This is a genomic window from Proteus sp. fly-1067 (assembly GCF_040139345.1).
Taxonomy (GTDB): domain Bacteria; phylum Pseudomonadota; class Gammaproteobacteria; order Enterobacterales; family Enterobacteriaceae; genus Proteus; species Proteus vulgaris_B.
Genome location: NZ_JBEEUL010000001.1, coordinates 865614 through 884598, shown reverse-complemented (window position 1 = coordinate 884598; position 18985 = coordinate 865614). Strand labels below are relative to the sequence as shown.

The 18985-nt window shown below is 35.9% G+C and carries 21 protein-coding genes; 8 read left to right on the top strand and 13 right to left on the bottom strand.

Annotated elements, in window-relative coordinates; genetic code table 11:
- Positions 1-475: 475 nt before the first annotated feature.
- Together ABN217_RS04080 and ABN217_RS04075 are read left to right on the top strand one after the other, a co-directional pair.
- Positions 476-943 (top strand): OB-fold protein, encoded by a 468-nt coding sequence (locus ABN217_RS04080; protein WP_196553142.1) that lies wholly within the window; start codon positions 476-478, stop codon positions 941-943.
- Positions 944-1364: 421 nt separating this feature from the next.
- The gene (locus tag ABN217_RS04075) at positions 1365-1703 is read left to right on the top strand and encodes a Grx4 family monothiol glutaredoxin (RefSeq protein WP_072070287.1); all 339 of its coding nucleotides are present in this window, start codon (positions 1365-1367) and stop codon (positions 1701-1703) included.
- Positions 1704-1826: 123 nt separating this feature from the next.
- Here ABN217_RS04075 and rnt read toward each other — a convergent pair whose 3' ends face one another.
- Both rnt and gloA read right to left on the bottom strand, forming a co-directional pair.
- On the bottom strand, positions 1827-2465 hold the full coding sequence (rnt, locus tag ABN217_RS04070; protein WP_349438905.1) for a ribonuclease T: 639 nt from the start codon (positions 2463-2465) through the stop codon (positions 1827-1829).
- Positions 2466-2559: 94 nt separating this feature from the next.
- Positions 2560-2967, bottom strand: coding sequence for a lactoylglutathione lyase (gene gloA / locus ABN217_RS04065; RefSeq protein WP_036937247.1), 408 nt, complete (start codon positions 2965-2967; stop codon positions 2560-2562).
- Positions 2968-3149: 182 nt separating this feature from the next.
- Here gloA and ABN217_RS04060 point away from each other — a divergent pair, with 182 nt between their 5' ends.
- Together ABN217_RS04060 and slyA are read left to right on the top strand one after the other, a co-directional pair.
- Positions 3150-3389, top strand: coding sequence for a DUF1289 domain-containing protein (locus tag ABN217_RS04060; RefSeq protein WP_197269253.1), 240 nt, complete (start codon positions 3150-3152; stop codon positions 3387-3389).
- Positions 3390-3842: 453 nt separating this feature from the next.
- Positions 3843-4271 (top strand): transcriptional regulator SlyA, encoded by a 429-nt coding sequence (slyA, locus tag ABN217_RS04055; RefSeq protein WP_196553140.1) that lies wholly within the window; start codon positions 3843-3845, stop codon positions 4269-4271.
- A gap of 172 nt (positions 4272-4443) precedes the next feature.
- Here the strand turns inward: slyA and ABN217_RS04050 are convergent, their stop codons facing one another.
- Positions 4444-4911, bottom strand: a complete 468-nt coding sequence (locus tag ABN217_RS04050; protein WP_072067947.1) for an outer membrane lipoprotein — start codon at positions 4909-4911, stop codon at positions 4444-4446.
- A 221-nt stretch (positions 4912-5132) separates the two neighbouring features.
- On the opposite strand from ABN217_RS04050, the gene anmK reads away from it, so the two are divergent.
- The 4 genes from anmK (at position 5133) to pdxY (ending at position 9342) form a co-directional block, all read left to right on the top strand.
- Positions 5133-6245: an anhydro-N-acetylmuramic acid kinase gene (gene anmK / locus ABN217_RS04045; RefSeq protein WP_115349655.1), complete on the top strand. Its 1113-nt coding sequence runs from the start codon at positions 5133-5135 to the stop codon at positions 6243-6245.
- 45 nt (positions 6246-6290) lie between these two features.
- Positions 6291-6944, top strand: coding sequence for a pyridoxamine 5'-phosphate oxidase (gene pdxH, locus ABN217_RS04040; RefSeq protein WP_164526218.1), 654 nt, complete (start codon positions 6291-6293; stop codon positions 6942-6944).
- Between the two features lie 132 nt (positions 6945-7076).
- On the top strand, positions 7077-8351 hold the full coding sequence (gene tyrS, locus ABN217_RS04035; RefSeq protein WP_349459089.1) for a tyrosine--tRNA ligase: 1275 nt from the start codon (positions 7077-7079) through the stop codon (positions 8349-8351).
- Between the two features lie 121 nt (positions 8352-8472).
- On the top strand, positions 8473-9342 hold the full coding sequence (gene pdxY / locus ABN217_RS04030) for a pyridoxal kinase PdxY (protein WP_349459088.1): 870 nt from the start codon (positions 8473-8475) through the stop codon (positions 9340-9342).
- 107 nt (positions 9343-9449) lie between these two features.
- Here the strand turns inward: pdxY and ABN217_RS04025 are convergent, their stop codons facing one another.
- The 10 genes from ABN217_RS04025 to sapA all read right to left on the bottom strand — a co-directional run bounded on the left by ABN217_RS04025 (position 9450) and on the right by sapA (position 18750).
- Positions 9450-9941: an SMI1/KNR4 family protein gene (locus ABN217_RS04025; protein ID WP_349459087.1), complete on the bottom strand. Its 492-nt coding sequence runs from the start codon at positions 9939-9941 to the stop codon at positions 9450-9452.
- A gap of 21 nt (positions 9942-9962) precedes the next feature.
- Positions 9963-10418, bottom strand: coding sequence for a hypothetical protein (locus tag ABN217_RS04020; protein ID WP_349459086.1), 456 nt, complete (start codon positions 10416-10418; stop codon positions 9963-9965).
- 168 nt (positions 10419-10586) lie between these two features.
- Positions 10587-11198: a glutathione transferase GstA gene (gstA, locus tag ABN217_RS04015; protein ID WP_072067953.1), complete on the bottom strand. Its 612-nt coding sequence runs from the start codon at positions 11196-11198 to the stop codon at positions 10587-10589.
- Positions 11199-11415: 217 nt separating this feature from the next.
- Positions 11416-12117, bottom strand: coding sequence for a DUF3592 domain-containing protein (locus tag ABN217_RS04010; RefSeq protein ID WP_072067954.1), 702 nt, complete (start codon positions 12115-12117; stop codon positions 11416-11418).
- Between the two features lie 303 nt (positions 12118-12420).
- Entirely contained in the window at positions 12421-13209 is a 789-nt protein-coding gene (gene fabI / locus ABN217_RS04005) for an enoyl-ACP reductase FabI (RefSeq protein ID WP_072067955.1), read from the bottom strand.
- A 206-nt stretch (positions 13210-13415) separates the two neighbouring features.
- Positions 13416-14225: a putrescine export ABC transporter ATP-binding protein SapF gene (sapF, locus tag ABN217_RS04000; RefSeq protein ID WP_072067956.1), complete on the bottom strand. Its 810-nt coding sequence runs from the start codon at positions 14223-14225 to the stop codon at positions 13416-13418.
- A complete protein-coding gene (gene sapD, locus ABN217_RS03995; protein WP_072067957.1) occupies positions 14215-15216 on the bottom strand; it encodes a putrescine export ABC transporter ATP-binding protein SapD in 1002 nt (333 codons plus the stop codon). The genes sapF and sapD overlap by 11 nt, the downstream gene beginning before the upstream one ends.
- Positions 15216-16109 (bottom strand): putrescine export ABC transporter permease SapC, encoded by an 894-nt coding sequence (gene sapC / locus ABN217_RS03990; RefSeq protein WP_072067958.1) that lies wholly within the window; start codon positions 16107-16109, stop codon positions 15216-15218. Before sapC ends, sapD begins: the two co-directional genes overlap by 1 nt.
- Positions 16096-17061, bottom strand: a complete 966-nt coding sequence (sapB, locus tag ABN217_RS03985) for a putrescine export ABC transporter permease SapB (RefSeq protein ID WP_072067959.1) — start codon at positions 17059-17061, stop codon at positions 16096-16098. The genes sapC and sapB overlap by 14 nt, the downstream gene beginning before the upstream one ends.
- Before the next feature lie 3 nt (positions 17062-17064).
- Positions 17065-18750 carry an ABC transporter substrate-binding protein SapA gene (sapA, locus tag ABN217_RS03980; protein ID WP_072067960.1) on the bottom strand — a complete coding sequence of 562 codons (1686 nt, stop codon included), beginning with the start codon at positions 18748-18750 and terminating at the stop codon, positions 17065-17067.
- Positions 18751-18985 lie beyond the last annotated feature (235 nt).

Below are 18985 nucleotides of genomic sequence, written 5' to 3'. Positions count from 1 at the left end.
TTCTTCTTTTTAAGATGTAAAAATATTTAACTGAATATAATTCCAATAAAGAAGAATGCAACATACTTTATCAATATCGCTATAATGAATTCTATATTTAAATCTTTATATTTAAATTTCCGAATTAATTTTTATGGGGGAATAATAGTAGTGTGTAGAATAATAAACCCTAAGTTTAGATATAAAGACACAATAAAGAATTATTTGGCGATACTATTGGGTGGTGATGGTGGTTAAGTTGGAATATAATGCTATTATTTTATTTCTTCATTAAAGCTTAAGGCGAGAGACTTTTCTTATTTTAAATCATACAATAGACAGTTATAGTATCGTTCATTTATATTTCCATTAATATAAAATAAAAACATTAAGTTGTTTAAGTAGTAATGTATTTCTCTACAAAATTGGCGAGGAAGTTGTTTATTTACCTATTATATTTTTATATGTCTTTTTTTGACGCTATAAAGGATTTTTTATGAAAAAGAGAGTTTTATTATTATCTGCAATTATATTATTATCGGGATGTAAAATAAATGAAGCTATTCGCTCAGTTAATAGTGCTGTAAGCCAAATAGTTCCATCAATGGAATCAACAGTAACAGAAGCTTCTTATGCAGGAATATGCAAGGATTTTAATGATAATGAAATAGCTGCTCAGAAAAAATGGAGAGGTAAGTGGGTCATTTTAGAGGGAAGAGTGACTAATATCAGAAGTTTGGATGAAGTCGTTAGATATGACCTCTATAAACCAACCCCACCTAAAGTCGTTGCTATTTCATTTAATAATAAAACCAGTGCGTCATATACTTTAAAACCAAGTGAAGAAGAAAATGTCCTTAAAATTAAGAAAGGACAAACTGTAAAAATAAAAGGTGAAATAACTGATATTACATATGCACTGGGTTGTTTGATCCTTTTAGACAACGGAACCATACAGCAATAAGTCATATGAATTAGGTTAATTGATTTGAGTTATGATGATTTTCTCATCTGAAATGTATTCAGCCTCTTAATTGAGGCTTTTAGTGTATTATCACCGATAAAAAATAAATAATGAAAATAGAGTTGTAAAGAATTACCTGTTTTTACAGTACGTATCTTTTCTAACATCTTAGAAAGTGAATACGTAGATCGTAAAGGTGAAATGATAAGGTAAAACACACACATAAACATCTATAACTTGTTGATTTGTTTTTATGCATTATCGTGCATTTTCTCGTCAATAGTATTGTGATTTGATACCAACTTATTGTTTTATATTGATAACTAAACTTATATAGAGCTTTCCAATATAAAGTGGTATTCTTCTTTCATGTTTTCCCCTATAAAGCATATTGAATATAAAAGGCTGTAAGGACTTACAAATGACGACTATTGAAAAAATTGAACGCCAGATTAATGAAAACCCAATTATTTTATATATGAAAGGTTCACCAAAATTACCAAGTTGCGGTTTTTCTGCTCAGGCAGTTCAAGCTATCTCTGCTTGTGGTGAGCGTTTTGCGTATGTTGATATCCTGCAAAACCCAGATATTCGTGCAGAATTACCAAAATATGCACACTGGCCAACTTTCCCACAATTATGGGTAGATGGTGAATTAGTCGGTGGATGTGATATCATTTTAGAAATGTATCAGCGCGGTGAATTACAGAAGTTACTAAAAGAGACTGCTGATAAGTATCGCGGCGAAGAAGAAGCCTAATTGTTTTTCTTTTAATATATTGATATTAAAAGAAATAAAAATAAAGTATTCAATAAGAAAAGCCAGTTCAGTGATGAACTGGCTTTTTCTGTTATTCATATTGTTATTATTGAAATAATAGAATTAAGGTGTTGGTAATGGCCATCCACCGAGCTTTTTCCAGCGATTAACTAATTCACAAAAAAGTAATGATGTGCGATTCGTATCATACAACGCACCATGAGCAAGTTTGCTATCAAAAGGTATTCCTGCAGTAATACAGGCTTTAGCTAAAATAGTTTGTCCCAATACTAATCCACTTAACGCCGCTGTATCAAATGTGGCAAAAGGATGAAAAGGGTTTCGTTTTAACCCAGCACGTTCAGCCGCCGTCATGACAAAGCTATGATCAAAATTTGCATTGTGCGCCACAATAATGGCACGGTTACAATCAGCATCCTTCATTCCTTTACGTACCATTTTAAAAATAGCATGTAAAGCTTCATATTCACTGACTGCGCCACGAAGTGGATTTGTTGGATCAATGCCTGTAAATTCTAAGGCAGCAGGTTCTAGATTAGCACCTTCAAAGGGATCAACATGAAAATGTAGCGTGTTATCAGGTTTTAACCAACCTTGTTCATCCATTTTTAATGTAATGGCTGCAATTTCAAGTAAACCATCTGTTTTTGCATTAAATCCACCTGTCTCAACGTCAATAACAACAGGGTAGTAACCTCGAAAACGGTTACAAAGCTTATTGGGATTATTTATTTCAGGCATCAAATTGTACTTATCCGATAAAAATAAAATATCGGAAATTAATAATAAGCAAGGCCAGAAAGATAAAGAGATTATCTTTCTGGTTAAATAAAAATCAGTTACCTAGCGCGTGACTTGCACTTTTATTTTCGATGAGTTCGATTTTATACCCATCAGGATCTTCAACAAAAGCAATAATAGTTGAACCACCTTTAACTGGGCCTGCGTCACGGGTAACATTACCGCCAGCTTGACGAATTGCTTCACAGGTTGCTGCAACATCATCAACACCCAGCGCAACATGGCCAAAAGCCGTACCCATTTCATAGCTGTTTACGCCCCAGTTATAGGTTAATTCGATAACCGCACCGGTGCTCTCATCACCATAGCCCACAAAAGCTAACGAGTATTTATATTCCTCATTCTCGCTAGTGCGTAGAAGTTGCATACCTAATACTTTGGTATAAAAATCGATAGAACGTTGTAAATCGCCTACACGAATCATGGTATGAAGTACTCGCATATAAACCTCTCGTGTTTTTTAATGTTAAACCTTACAGATAAACTGATGGCGCAGTACTATAGCGCGTTAAAGCCCTAAAGTTCAATTTTACTACCCCCTTAATAGTTCAATCTGTGCATTGTGCAGATAATCTCTCCATTAACTATACTCTATAGTAACAAACAACAGGGGGGGGAAATCAAATGCAAGATCAATTAGAATTTTTTGATATTCCTAGTCCTTGTATTGGATGTTGTGAAATGAACGCTCAAGGCTATTGCATGGGATGCTATCGTAACCGGCAAGAACGATTTAATTGGTCAACAATGAGCGCACTAGATAAAAGAAATGTATTACGCCTTTGTCAGCAACGTTATTTAAGATCATTTAAAAAAGGAGGAGCAACAATAGAAAAAGAAAATAAACAACTTAATTTATTTTAAATTTTCCACTTGTTTTTTAATTTTGAAAAATAAATGAAGTGTTTTTTTAATTCATTTTTGTTATTTATTATAGTTAGTTGGTTTATTATTTTTTCTTTATTAATACAATTATATTGATTAAAAACATTTCTAATGGTTATTTATTTGTAATTGCATGATAACAAAAATATTTTTCTTTGCAGGGATATAAATCGTGAAATAATGATTGTTATTATGTAAAAAAATATAGATTAGTTTTTATAACAAGGTTATTCTTTAAGAACTTTCGTTGTCAGAAAGAAAATAAACTAATAAAGTCTTGAAAATAATTACTTATCTAATAAATAGGAATATAATTATATTAGTTATTAAAGGTAAATATTCTAATTAAAAAGAATAGGTAAATGTTGTATTAAAAATGAATATCTAAACTTTGTAATAAGTTGACTGAAAATGCTAATTAAGGAGAGATAAGTGGAATCAACATTAGGAGCTGATTTGGCGCGTTTAGTTCGATTATGGCGTGCTTTAATTGATCATCGTCTCAAACCATTAAAATTAACTCAAACCCATTGGGTCACTTTGTATAATATTAGCCAATTACCGCCAGAGCAGTCACAAATACAATTGGCTAAAGCTATAGGTATAGAGCAACCTTCTTTAGTAAGAACACTTGATCAACTGGAAGAAAAAAAACTGATATGTAGACATACATGTGCAAATGATCGTAGAGCCAAACGTATAAAATTAACAAACGAATCAGAACCTTTTATTAATGAAGTCTATGCAGTTATAGAGCAAACTAGACGAGAAATATTGGGTGATATTCAACGAGATGAAATTGAAACATTAATTGGTATTATTCAAAAGTTGGAAAAAAACATAAATAGATTAAGTAGCTAATAATTTAAAAATCAATATATAATCTATTTAAATAAAGATTAATTACTATTGTGATAATAATTATTACGTGAGGGTAATAAATAGGTGGGTTATATATTTAATCTCTCTTTAAATTCATTATTAGGCCATAAAAAAACAGGCAACATTAAGTTGCCTGTTTTATATCCATAAACTATCTAGGAGATACAGTTAAATTATTACCATTACCAATAACTGCAACACGTTGGCCTTGGCTATAAACAGTATTATCTGCTTTTTGAACGATAGCCACGGTTTTACCGCTATCTAGACGAACTTCAATTTGAACACCCTTGGTTGTATTTAATGCACCTTGTGCTTGTTGTCCTGCCATACCACCTGCGATTGCACCAGCTGCTGTTGCAAGGTTACGACCTGTGCCACCACCAATAGTGTTACCTAACATTCCACCAAGAACAGCACCACCAACGGCACCTAAGATGTTCTCATCACTGCCTGCTTGGATATTAACTGCACGAACAGAAACAATCGTACCATAAGTAATATTTTGCGCTTGTTTAGCTTGGCTTGCAGTGTAAGTGTCGCCCGATAATGAACTTGTGTTCACACAACCAGTAAGAACGGTCATTGTAAAAAGACCAATAAGTAAATGCTTAAACATAGTTACTCCTAAAGAAAACCTGATGTACATTGTTCAGGTTATACCAATGTTATCTAGTATCAGTTATAGACTATTTTTTACTTATGTCGACACTGATTTTAATAATATATAGCTTACTATATAGTAAAGGCCGATAGTAAAAACAGAAGAGATTTCTGAAAAAAGAGAATATAACATTATATGTTAAAAATTTGCATCATCTTGATTATAAGGAAAAGAACATGAGAGCAGGGCGATACATTGGCGTGATGTCTGGCACAAGCTTAGATGGTGTTGATGTTGTATTAGCTGCAATCAATAATAAGTTCGTTGCACAACAAGAAACTCATTTTTTACCTTACCCTCAACTTCTACGTCAACGTATTTTAGCTGTTTGCCAAGGACAACCCACTACTCTACATGAGCTAGGCTTATTAGACGCGCAATTAGGGGAGCTATATGCTCAAGCAATTATAGAGTTACTGGCAAAAGTAAAACTTAGTGCAAGCGATATTACGGCGATAGGGTGTCATGGACAAACGGTCTGGCATGAACCTGAAAGTGATATGCCATTTACTATGCAAATCGGTGACAATAATCGTGTAGCTGCATTGACAGGGATCACTACTGTCGGTGATTTCCGTCGTCGTGATATAGCATATGGTGGGCAAGGTGCGCCTTTAGTACCTGCTTTTCACCTTGCAGTATTAGGGCATTCTATCGAGAGACGTATTATTCTAAATATTGGGGGAATTGCCAATATTTCATTACTATTGCCTGGTGTCGCAGTAAAAGGCTATGACACAGGCCCTGGCAATATGTTGTTAGATAGCTGGAACTGGATACATAACCAAACGCCTTATGATGATAATGGGCAATGGGCAGCAACCGGGAAAGTAAATGCTGCATTATTAAAAGACATGCTGTCTGATCCTTATTTTTCTCGTTCAGCACCTAAAAGTACAGGACGAGAATATTTCAATACACAATGGTTAAACTATCATTTAGAAAGAGTACCTAATGTCTTCCCTGAAGATGTACAAGCTACTTTAGTTGAATTAACCGTTATCAGTATTGTGCAACAAATACAATTAAGCGGGGGATGTGAACGCCTTTTAGTTTGTGGCGGAGGCGCTAGAAATGGGCAAATCATGCATCGTTTGGCTTCATTGTTACCAGGCACAGAAGTGGCTGCTACAGATAAATATGGTTTAAGTGGTGATGATATGGAGGCTCTTGCATTTGCTTGGCTCGCAGCTAGAACTATTGCCAATGAATCAGGAAATTTACCTTCTGTCACAGGGGCATCAAGAGAAACTGTTTTAGGGGCGATTTACCCTACAAATCCTCGTTAAGCGTGATATGCTGAACGCAGTTTCTCAAAAGAGAGAGTGTGAAAAATGACAGATCTTGATTTTATTGATGTTGCCGATTTACGCCGTGAATATATGAACGGTGGATTACGACGTCATGAATTAACTGAACAGCCATTGGTGTTGTTTGAGAAATGGTTAAAACAAGCTTGTGAAGCGCGTTTAAGTGATCCTACAGCAATGTGTGTTGCAACTGTTGATGAAAATGGACAACCTTATCAGCGTATCGTGTTATTAAAGCACTTTGATGAACATGGCTTAGTTTTTTACACCAACTTGGGGAGTCGTAAAGCGAGTCATTTAGAACATAACCAAAGAGTGAGTTTGTTATTTCCTTGGTATCCCTTAGAAAGACAAGTCTGTTTTTTAGGGAAGGCAGAAAAGCTTTCGCCTATTGAAGTTCTGAAATACTTCCATAGTCGCCCTAAAGATAGTCAAATTGCAGCTTGGGCTTCTCAACAGTCTTCTCGTATTTCCGCAAGAGGCGTGTTAGAAAGTAAGTTTTTAGAATTAAAACAGAAATTCCAAAATGGAGAAGTCCCATTACCAAGCTTCTGGGGTGGATATCGTGTGACATTTGAATCTGTTGAATTTTGGCAAGGACGAGAAAATCGTCTACACGATCGCTTTATCTACCAAAAATCACCACAAGGATGGGATATTGAGCGATTAGCACCTTAATAGTGCGTTAATAAATTTTCCTCAAAAAGCCTTTTTCTACTGGTACTTAACGTAGTGGCGCTTTATGCTATACCACTTGTGTTTCACTTATATTTTAAATAGACAAAAAACAATAAACCGATGGAGTCATTGATGTCTAGCAAGAACCTAATCACACAATTGCAGGAGCGTGGGCTAATCGCTCAGGTCACGGATGAGGCAGCTTTAGTAGAGCGTTTGGAGCAAGGTCCTATCGCTCTCTATTGTGGCTTCGATCCTACCGCTGATAGCCTGCACTTGGGGCATTTGGTTCCTTTGCTGTGTTTAAAACGATTCCAACTAGCCGGGCATAAGCCTGTGGCGTTGGTGGGTGGTGCAACGGGTCTGATTGGTGATCCTAGTTTTAAAGCCACCGAGCGCAAACTGAATACCCAAGATACTGTTCACGAATGGGTAGAAAAAATTCGTAAACAAGTGTCACCTTTCTTAGATTTCGACAGTGGTGAAAACAGTGCGGAATTAGCAAACAACTATGACTGGTTTGGTCAAATGGATGTGCTGACATTCCTGCGTGATATCGGTAAACACTTCTCTGTGAACCAAATGATCAACAAAGAAGCGGTTAAACAACGTTTAAATCGCGACGATGTGGGTATCTCTTTTACTGAATTCGCCTATAACCTATTACAAGCTTATGACTTCGCGTCATTAAATACGCATTTAGGTGTTGAATTACAAATCGGTGGCTCTGATCAGTGGGGTAATATCACTTCAGGTATCGATTTAACCCGTCGTTTCAATCAGAAACAAGTATTTGGTATGACTGTACCATTAATTACTAAATCTGACGGAACTAAATTCGGTAAGACAGAAGGCGGTGCGGTTTGGTTAGATCCGAAGAAAACAAGCCCATACAAATTCTATCAGTTCTGGATCAACACAGCAGATGCCGACGTTTATCGCTTCTTAAAATTCTTCACCTTTATGAGTATTGAAGAAATTAATACACTTGAAGAAGAAGATAAAAATAGCGGTCAAGCGCCTCGTGCTCAACGTGTATTAGCAGAACTAGTTACTGGTTTAGTTCATGGTGAAGAGGGATTAGTCGCCGCTAAACGTATTACAGAAAGCTTATTCTCTGGTGCAATTGCAGACTTAACACAAGCTGATCTTGAACAATTAGCACAAGACGGCATGCCTACAATTGAGTTAGAAAAAGGCAGTGATTTGCAACAAGCGCTAGTGAACGCAGAATTAGTTCCTTCTCGTGGTCAGGCTCGTACAATGATTGGTTCTAACGCCGTTTCAATTAATGGCGAAAAACAAGACAATCCTGAATACGTTTTTGAAGAAAAAGATTTCTTATTTGGTCATTATTCTATTTTACGTCGCGGTAAAAAACATTACTGCCTTGTTATCTGGAAATAATTGACAGTAAAGGGCAGCTAGTGAGTTGCCCTTTTTCTTAATAACAATAAATAACGTATATACCTCGCCTATGATGATAAAGCTTGGGTGTTGTGTGTATTCACAATAATCGGTTTATGTCATGAAAAATATACTCTCTATTCAATCTCATGTTGTTTTCGGTCACGCGGGTAACAGTGCTTCTGAGTTTCCAATGCGTCGTATGGGTGTGAACGTTTGGCCTTTAAACACAGTGCAATTTTCAAACCACACACAATATCCAGAAAAATGGACTGGCTGCGTCATGTCAGCAGAACATATTACTGAGATTGTTGATGGTATTTCCGCAATCGGCAAGCTCTCGCAATGTGATGCTGTACTAAGTGGTTATTTAGGATCGGCTGAACAAGGTTTGCGCATTGTTGATATCGTTAAAAAAGTAAAACAAGCCAATCCTAATGCATGGTATTTTTGTGATCCAGTGATGGGACATCCTGAAAAAGGGTGTATTGTTCCTCCTGCTGTTTCAGGTGTGCTATGTGAAGAGGCTTTACCAATTAGCGATATTATTGCACCTAATCTTTTAGAGCTTGAAACATTAAGTGGTGGTAACGCTCTTCACAACGTTGATGAATGTGTAAACGCTGCTCGTGAATTGTGTAAACAAGGCCCTAAGGTTGTATTAGTAAAACACTTATCACGTGCTGGATATCGCCATGATCGTTTTGAAATGCTGTTAGTAACCGCAGAACATAGTTGGCATGTTAGTCGGCCATTAGTTGATTTTGGTGAGCGTCAACCTGTAGGAGTCGGTGATTTAACCAGTGGTTTAATGCTGGTGGATTTACTCAAAGGGGTTGAATTACAAACTGCACTAGAACACGTTGCCGCGGCAGTTTATGAAGTGATGCTTAAAACGAAAGAAATGAATGAGTACGAATTGCAACTCGTTGCTGCACAAGATCAAATGGTGCATCCAACACATAGATTCTGCGCAACACAGATAGATTAATTGCAATAAAGCGTATTTAATTAAAACAAGAACGGAGGCTTAATAGTTTCCGTTTTTCTAGGAGTCCAGTTGTAAGATATCGATAGATTATACAAACAACAATAATATTATAAAGCATCTATCTCATCTTCACTCATTAGGTTATTGATAAAAATATCAAATGAAGGAGCTAAATAAAGTTGAGCATTTTTATAGTTTTCTTCAAGAGTTAGTTCATCATTAAAGGGATCTACCGCATAAAATAACACACTATTATCATCTTGATTAATACAGAAAAAATTCCCACCCCAATCAATAGCAAAAGGGATGATGTTTTGAGGAATAACTTTTTTTTCAATCATATAATAATAACAATTATCAATTAATGAAGTACTACTATCTAAAATTAAGTTATAGTGTTTTATGGATTTAAACTTTGCAATTTCAAGAGGTTCAATATCATCATTGATATAATACCAGCTCTTTAAAGGGATCCCCCCATTAAATTGTAGGTAATGTTCAATAAAGTCATTAGTAAATTTATATTTAAAATTATTCTCTATTTGTTTTATTTCAAACAAAGAAATGTTTTTTTCGCAGTTCTTGAAATTATTATTCATTTCATTTCATTTATTTTTATATTAATTATTTTTTAGTAAATTTTCTATATTTTTAAAATCGATAGCATAATCATTAAGAATAATACCTTTAAATGTTGTCAATTTATTAAAAAAGCCTTGTGCATGCAATGCCATTGTTCTTATAAGTAGATCTTTTTTAATAAAAGATTTTCGTGATTCATTGGCATTGATGGTAATGAGCACATTTTCATTGATAGGTTGAAATTTCATTTCAATAGGTTGGTCGGGGAAATTTATTTTAGCCTCTTGATTTTTATTTATTTTAACTAAAGCTTCAATCAGGTAACTCCATAATTGGTCAACATAATCCCACATTTCTATATCAATTACTTTGATATTATAAATAGATAATTCTATAGCGCCTTCAATATAGAAAGTATCTTTTAATAAGCCATTATAGTCATTGATATTAATAAAATTATCTTTTATTTTTAAGTAAGTAGAAATGTTGATCATGTAATATCCTATTATTCTAGTAAAGTAATTTCCCTGAGTAATTTTTAAATATAGATATGAAAGTATATTACTTTAGACAACAATATCTGTTATATGTAGATATATTTAAAAAATAACAGCTCAAGTAAATTGAGAACACTTGAGCTATTTAAATTAAAAAATCAAAAGTTACTCTTTAATGAGTCCTTCAGTGACTAATGCACTATGCACATTAGGGCGTTGTGCAATACGTTTTAAATAATCTTGTAGATGTGTTAGATCAGTTAAATCTAAGCCAACATGTGGTGCCCATTGGCTTAATGTAAATAAATAAGCATCAATAACAGTAAAATACTCACCATATGCAAATTTATGTTTGCTTAAGACATCATTGATATAAGCAAATTTACTTTTGAGTTTGGTTTTAACCACAGGTAGGTAGCTTTCAGGTGTATCTGGTGAAAATAATGGGCTATAGCCTTTATGAACTTCACTCGCAAGAAAGTTTAACCACTCTATTTGGTGATAACGTTCTAATGTTTTTGCTGGCGCAATTAAATTTCTGTCTGGTTTTAAGTCTGCAAGGTATTGAATAATAGCAACGCCTTCAGTCAGAATATCACCATTATCTAATTGAAGAACAGGAACCTGCCCTTTAGGGTTGATGGTTAGAAAATCTTTACCTGACTCTGTTTTTTTAGCACGTAAATCGATGCGCTCAATAGAGAAATCTAGACCTGTTTCACGTAAAACGATATGAGGGGAAAGTGAGCAACTACCCGGTGTGTAGTACAATTTCATATTGAATAGCTCCCTATCAATGAGATGGTGATAATGACTTACAGATATCAAAAAATATCTTCATTAACATAAGATAATAAGGTGTTCTAAGAAATTAGCAAACTCAAATGATGCAAATGAAAAAGGCTTTTGTAAATCTGTGAACAAGACAGATAATTGATGAAATTATAAGAAAATAAGTATTCTTTATATTAATTATATATAGACCATTTAATTGTCATTCTTCAAATGAAGGCAGAAAAGAGATATCAAGGTAATAAATCTTGGGGTTTTTCTTATCGACATAGACTGTAACCAGCTCTTTATTAATATAAGGCGTGGGATCAAAAAAGATATAACCACTTTTATAACGAATTAAACGATTGTTTAATGTGTCATGATAATCTGCAATGATTTGATAAGGAGAACGGCGATTAATTCGAATATTATTATTAATAATAACCTCAGATATTTTCACATTAATAGGCATGCCATCACGTTTTAATCGTTGATCTCTATTGTCTCTTCTTCTTATAAAATACAAAGGGATAAGACCCGTTGAGGCAAATGCTAAACTAAAAATACCTAATATAGTGCCCGCACCATATAAACCTAAAAAGTTATTAATTGTCGCTCTTTGAGGATCATTTTGAAGATAAATAACGCTGATTTTTTCACCAAGATGGAAACGAGGTGGGTTACTACCTTCTAGTGAACGAAAAGTAATTTCTCTATTATCATTAGTAGTAAATTGAATAATAGGGTGATAAACACTTCTTTCACTAGAGGACTTACTCATATTTTGATCAATAACAACACCTGTTGTTTCTATTCCGTTTCTCACTAAATGTAATTCTGATTTAATAACAAATAAAGCGATGATAAAAATAATCACGCCGATAATGGCAAAAATATAAAACAGGAATTTAAATTTCTTCATACATTAAATCCTTTTATTAATATGTGATTATTTTATCTGTAATGAGTGAAAAGATTATAGGAATTAACTAAAAAATAAAAGTTAAATTTAGCTAAAAAGTAATTGCTCTAAATATGAAGTTCAAAAAGAGTGAAAACAAGATGAAATATGGATGTTTATCAACAAAAAAACAAAATGATTAAACATAAAAAAACTTAAAAAATCTAACAGGATGGATGAAATGAAGATACGCAGGAATGTTATTTTCATAAAAAAGCCAGCCTAAAATCATTAAGGCTGGCTTTTGTTATTCAGACAATAGAATTATTTTAGTTCTAATTCATTCATTGCTGCGATGCTAAAGCCACCATCAACGTGGATGATTTCACCAGTAATACCACCTGATAAGTCAGAGCATAGGAATGCTGCTGTATTACCTACATCTTCGGTTGTTACAGTGCGACGCAGAGGGGTTACTGATTCGCAGTGACTTAACATTTTACGGAAGTCTTTGATACCAGACGCTGCTAATGTACGGATTGGCCCAGCAGAGATACCGTTAACACGAATACCTTCAGGACCCATGGCGTTTGCCATATAACGTACGTTAGCTTCTAAAGATGCTTTAGCCAGACCCATAACGTTATAGTTAGGGATTGCACGTTCAGCACCTAAATAAGTCAGAGTTAACAGTGCAGAGTTTGGATTTAGCATTTCACGACTTGCTTTTGCCATCGCAACAAAGCTGTATGCGCTAATATCGTGAGCAATTTTAAAACCTTCACGAGTAACAGCGTTAACATAGTCACCATCTAATTGGTCAGCAGGCGCAAAACCGATAGAGTGAACAAAACCATCGTATTTTGGCCAAACTTTTGCAAGTTCTGCATACATGGTATCGATGCTTTCGTCTTTTGACACATCACACTCTAATACAATATTTGAGTCTAATGATGCTGCAAATTCTTCAACGCGTGGTTTCAGTTTTTCATTTTGGTAAGTAAATGCAAGTTCTGCACCTTGGTCACGCATAGCTTTGGCAATACCATAAGCAATTGATAATTTACTAGCAACACCAGTAATAAGAATGCGTTTGCCGGTCATAAAGCCCATAGCTGTATCCTTGTTTTTTCGTAAATCGCGATAATAACATCATTCACAGTTTTATTTATCTGTTGGGTTATCACGCTTATTGTTAATAAACGTGGCTGATTCTACCACGACATTTGTAAATTTGTTTAATTTCCCTAGCACCTCCGAGGAGTTAGGGAAAAGGGTGAAATAATGTGCAATTAACATTAGACCTATATTATTCATACTTAAGTCAAATCTTGACGCCAAGCTTCGGCTGTTAAGGCTTCACCAAAATGGCTTGCAACCAATCTTCGTGTGACTTCATGCAAAGGTGAAGCAAGAACTTCAGCTGTATTACCGCGTTCAACAACTTCACCATTATCCATCACAATAATCTTATCGCTAATATGTTTAGTCATACCTAAGTTTTGTGTTACATAAATATAGGCAATATCATGAGTTTCTTGCAGTTCTAACATCAAGTTTATAATTTGTGATCGTAAAGACATATCCAATGATGCGATAGCCTCATCAGCAATAATCACTTGAGGTTGTAAAATTAATGCTCTTGCGAGCGCAATACGTTGGCGCTGACCTGATGCAAACATATGGGGATAATAATTGGCATGTTCAGGCAAAAGACCTACTTGGCGTAATGTCTGATAAATGCGCTTTTCACGTTCAATAGCACTCAGATCCGTATTAAGACGCAAAGGAATATCTAATGTTTGACCGATACGCTGGCGTGGATTTAATGAGTTAGTGGGATCTTGGAATATCATTCTAATGCGTTGACTACGATAAGGATAATCACCGAAATGGAGCTGATGCCCATTAATAAAAATATCCCCGCCTGTAGGCTCAGTTACACCTGATAACATTCTTGCTAATGTAGATTTTCCTGAACCATTAGCACCAATAATGGCTAAGGTTTGTTTGGGTTCAAGTGTAAAACTAACTGGTTTTACGGCTTCTAATTGCTGACGCCGAAATAACCCAGTGCGATAGCGAAAGGTTTTTGAAAGATTTTTTACCTCAAGCAATTTATCGAACATCAGTTGGCTCCACATTTAACGGGAAATGACAAGCCACGGCATGGTTTTTAAATAAACGTAACCGAGGGGCTTCAATACATTGACGTTGTGCATATGGGCAACGAGGGCCTAAACGACAACCGACGGGCAAATGTTCAAGCGAAGGAATTGCTCCAGGTAATGTATTTAAACGGCTCTTATGTGCCAATGAGTTGGTAAAATCAGGAATAGAGCGTATTAATGCTTGAGTATAAGGATGATAAGGCGTCACTAATAGTTCATCGGGAGAGGCAGTTTCAACCATTTGACCACAATACATCACTGTAATTTTATTCGCCAATTTACTCATCCATTGCAAATCATGGCTAATCAAAAGAATTGTCATATTATTATTTTGATTGAGTCGAGTAAGTAAACGAAATATTTGTGTTTGTGTTGCGGGTTCCATTGCGTTAGTTGGTTCATCCGCAATCAGTAATCGAGGCTGATTAGCAATGGCGATGGCTATCATCACTTTTTGGCATTCACCTTCGGTTAATTCATAAGGGTAACTGCGCATAATATCTTTGTGATCTTTAATACCTACACGGTGCAATAATTCAATTGCACGACGTCTTCGCCAATGAAAGCGTTGCCACCAATGGCCTTTAAATGTCCAGCCTGGGATAGCTTGTATCAACTGCTGCTCAATTTTTGTTGCAGGATCAAGACAAGATTGCGGCTCTTGGAAAATCATTGAGATATTATGACCAATAACACGACGTCGCGCTCTCGGTGATAATTTAAGTAAATCAATATCATCAAATCGGAAACGATCAGCGGTTACGTTGATATTATCTTTAGTAACGCCACAGATGGCTTTTGCAATTAAGCTTTTACCTGATCCTGATTCACCGACAAGACCCCTGACTTCACCTTCATTTAGGGTGATAGAAACACGATCGACGGCTTTAACTGGCCCATCAGGTGTCATAAATTCAATGGTTAAATTGCGTATATCTAATAAAGGCATTATTCAACTCCCTCATTTATTGCACGCTGTAAACCATCTCCTAATAGGTTCACCAATAAAACGCTGATCATAATTGTGGCACCCGGAATCAAGACAGTCCATGGGGCGACATAAATTAACTCAAGTGAATCACCCAGCATGGCACCCCATTCAGGAGAAGGAAGCTGAGCGCCTAAATTGAGGAAACCCAATGCGGTAATATCAAGAATAGCGATTGAAAAAGCACGCGTTAATTCAGAGACCAATACAGGGGTAATATTGGGTAATACGGTATACCATAAAATGGAAATATTAGATGCGCCATCAAGTCGAGAAGCAATGACATACTCTTTGTTTAATTCATCATTGACCGCAGAATAGATCATTCTGACTAAGCGAGGTAGCAAGGCTAGCCAAATCGCTATCATGGCATGACCAAGGCTTGTGCCCACAAAAGCCACAACAATAATGGCCAGAAGTAGTGATGGAATTGATAATAAGGTATCTAATATATGGTTAAGAATGGCGGATTTTAAACCATGAGTCATCCCCGCAAAGCAACCAATAATCAAACCCATTAATGTCGCAGCAAAAGTGACAATAAATGCACCACCAAAAGTCATGCTTGTCCCAATTAAAATTCGACTAAAAACATCTCGGCCTAAGTCATCTGTACCAAAAAAGTAAGAAACGTTCCCGTTTTGATACCAAGATGGTGGCGTTAATTGATGACCGAAAAATTGTTGATCAAGAGCATAAGGCGCAATATAAGGGCCAATTACACTCAATACTAAGAGAAAAAGAACACCATAAAACCCGACCATTGAGATAACGTCTTTAGAAAAACATTGCCAAATCACCGCTGCGGGTGTCGGTGTTTTTTTCTCTTTATAAAACTGGCTATCTAAAGGCATATCCCACCTTGTGTTTCATTGGGTTACTCATAGCGCCTACAATATCTGACAAGACGTTGACAACAATGACCATTGAACCTACTAACATCACTCCTGCGGAAATCGCAGAGTAATCTTGTTGGCGGATTGCTGTGACTAACCAGCGACCGAGTCCCGGCCAGTTAAATACAATTTCAGTCACCATGGTAAGTGTAAGCATGGTAGAGAACTGCAAGCCTAATTTAGGGATGATAGGGGGTAAAGCATTATGAAGAATATGGCGACGAATAATAGTAAAACGTGAGAGACCTCGAGTTGCGGCTGCCTTCACGTAGTTCTCTGACATAATTTCTTCCGTACTATTGCGCATTAATCGAATAACTTCCGTTGTAGGTGCAATAGCAAGTGTTGTTACAGGTAAAATCAGGTGTTGTAACACATTAATAATCATTTGCTGGCGATAAGGTGAAGTAGATAACCAAGCATCAACTAATGCAATGCCTGTAATAGGCTGTAAGTTATAAAGTAAATCAATACGACCAGAAACAGGAAGCCAACCCAGTTTTAATGAGAAGAACAGTGTTAATAACAAAGCGAGTCCAAAAACAGGCACAGAAAAACCTAAGAGCGCAAAGTTACTGATAATAATATCAGCAGATTTATTACGCCAAACACCAGCAATGATCCCTGCGGGAATACCCACAATTAAGGCAAAAAGAAAGGCTAAGGTACAAAGCTCCATTGTTGCTGGCAATGCTTCAATTAATTGCGCTTTAATGGGTTCTCCATTAATAGAGGAAATACCAAAATCAAAATGAATCATATTGTGAGCATAGAAAAAGTAGGCATCTATTAGTGATGCACCACTTAATGGACCATTTGGTGTGTAATAGCTCAGGCTAAAGCTCACGAGTGACAAAAAGAACAGTGTCACAAGCAATAAAAGCAATCTACGTATTGAATAAATAATCATGGATTATTTTATAGCCTCTTTCTTGTGATTTTGTTCATCCACTTCTGCTTCTCGATAAACACCAGCAAAAGACGCATTACCGAAGGTACTTAATAGTAATCCTTTAATATCATAACGATATGCTTGCATACGTAAAGAATTAGCTAAAGGCAATACAGGTAGCTCTTGAGCGAGAATATCTTGTGCTTGATGATAATAATCCATTCTTGAAGCAAGTTGCTGACTATAAAGCGCTTTTTTTAAAATATCATCAAAACTCGGTAGGCACCAATGACTAAGGTTAGTCTGTGAAGCAATGGCTGCACAACTAAATAGAGGACGGAAAAAACTATCAGGATCGTTACTGTCTGTTGACCAGCCAGATAACGTCATATCATGAGTCCTATCCATCATACTGGTTTCTTGGTATCGCCCTTCAATTGGGCGAATATTCATTTGAATGCCCACTTGAGCTAAGTCTGCCTGAATGAGCTCAGCCATTTTCAATGGACTTGGGTTGTAAGATTGTGATGCGCTGGGAACCCAAAGGTTCAATTTAAGCCCATCAAGCCCTAGTTCTTTTAGTATTTGTTTCGATTTCTCAGGATTGTACTCTGTGATTTTTGCGCGATTATCATAAGCCCAAGATGCACGAGGAAGTACCGATGCGGCTGTTTCAGCAGTACCATAATAAATCGATTCCATTAAACGTTCATTATTTATGGCATAAGCAATAGCTTGGCGTACTTTCAGATCATTGAGTGGAGGCTTACTAGTATTAAAGGCTAAATAAGCAATATTCATACCTGAGCGTAATGTTAATCTTAACCGAGGATCATCACGTAAAACTTTTAATTGGCTAGCCGCTGGATAGGCTAAAACATCACATTCACCCGTTAATAGTTTAGATATGCGGCCTGTACCTCCAGCGCCCATATCAATAACAACTTGTTGCATTTTAGGCTGACCTTTCCAATAGTTTTCATTTCTGAATAAGCGAACAAATTGGCCTGGTTGATATTCATCAAGAAAGAAAGGGCCAGTACCTACTGGTTTCCAATCAAGTTGTGTCTGGTTACCTGATTTTTCTAAGCTTTGTGCATATTCAGCGGAAAGAATAGGGGCGTAATGTGTTGCTAAATGCCATAAAAAAGAGGCGTCAGGCTCTTTTAAGCTAAACTCGACTGTGTATTGACCCAATTTTTTAATTGATTGGATATTGTCGGCAAAACTTAAGCTATCAAAATAGGGATATTTCCCACCATTAACTTGATTATAAGGATTTTGTGGGTTGATCATCCGTTCAAAACTAAAAATTACATCATCTGCTGTGAGTTTTCGCGCAGGTGTAAACCACGATGTTTGCTGAAACGAGATATTTTTACGTAAATAAAAGCGGTATGTTGCGCCATTATCTAGCGATTCCCAGCGTGCTGCTATTTCAGGAATAAGACGATAAGTATAAGGGTCAACATCTAAAAGACGATCATAAAGTTGCGCCGCAAGGGGATCGATAATTAATCCACTGCTTGATAATTGTGGATTAAAGGTATTCACACTGCCATCAACACAATAAACAAAGCCATTTTGATTAATAGGAGTTGGCTCTTGTTTTATCGATAACGCTTGTGTTTTTGGTGCTACATCTGCGATACAAGTAGCACTTGTTAAGCTAACTAGCAGAGTACCAATAAGTAAAATAGGGCGCATAATAATGTCTTTTAGAGAAACGATTTTGCTATTGTAACTTAAAAAACTTTCTATCCCCAAATAGTCAAAAAAACAAAGTGAGAAAAATTCTCAACAAAAAGCTTTACAAATGCTAATGATAAAGATTATCATCCGTATTGTCCTTCAGCGGTAAGAGGTTTTCCGCAGAAGGTACGACATTGCTCACATTGCTTCCAGTATTTTTTACTAGCCAGCTCGGGTGCTGGCTTTTTTT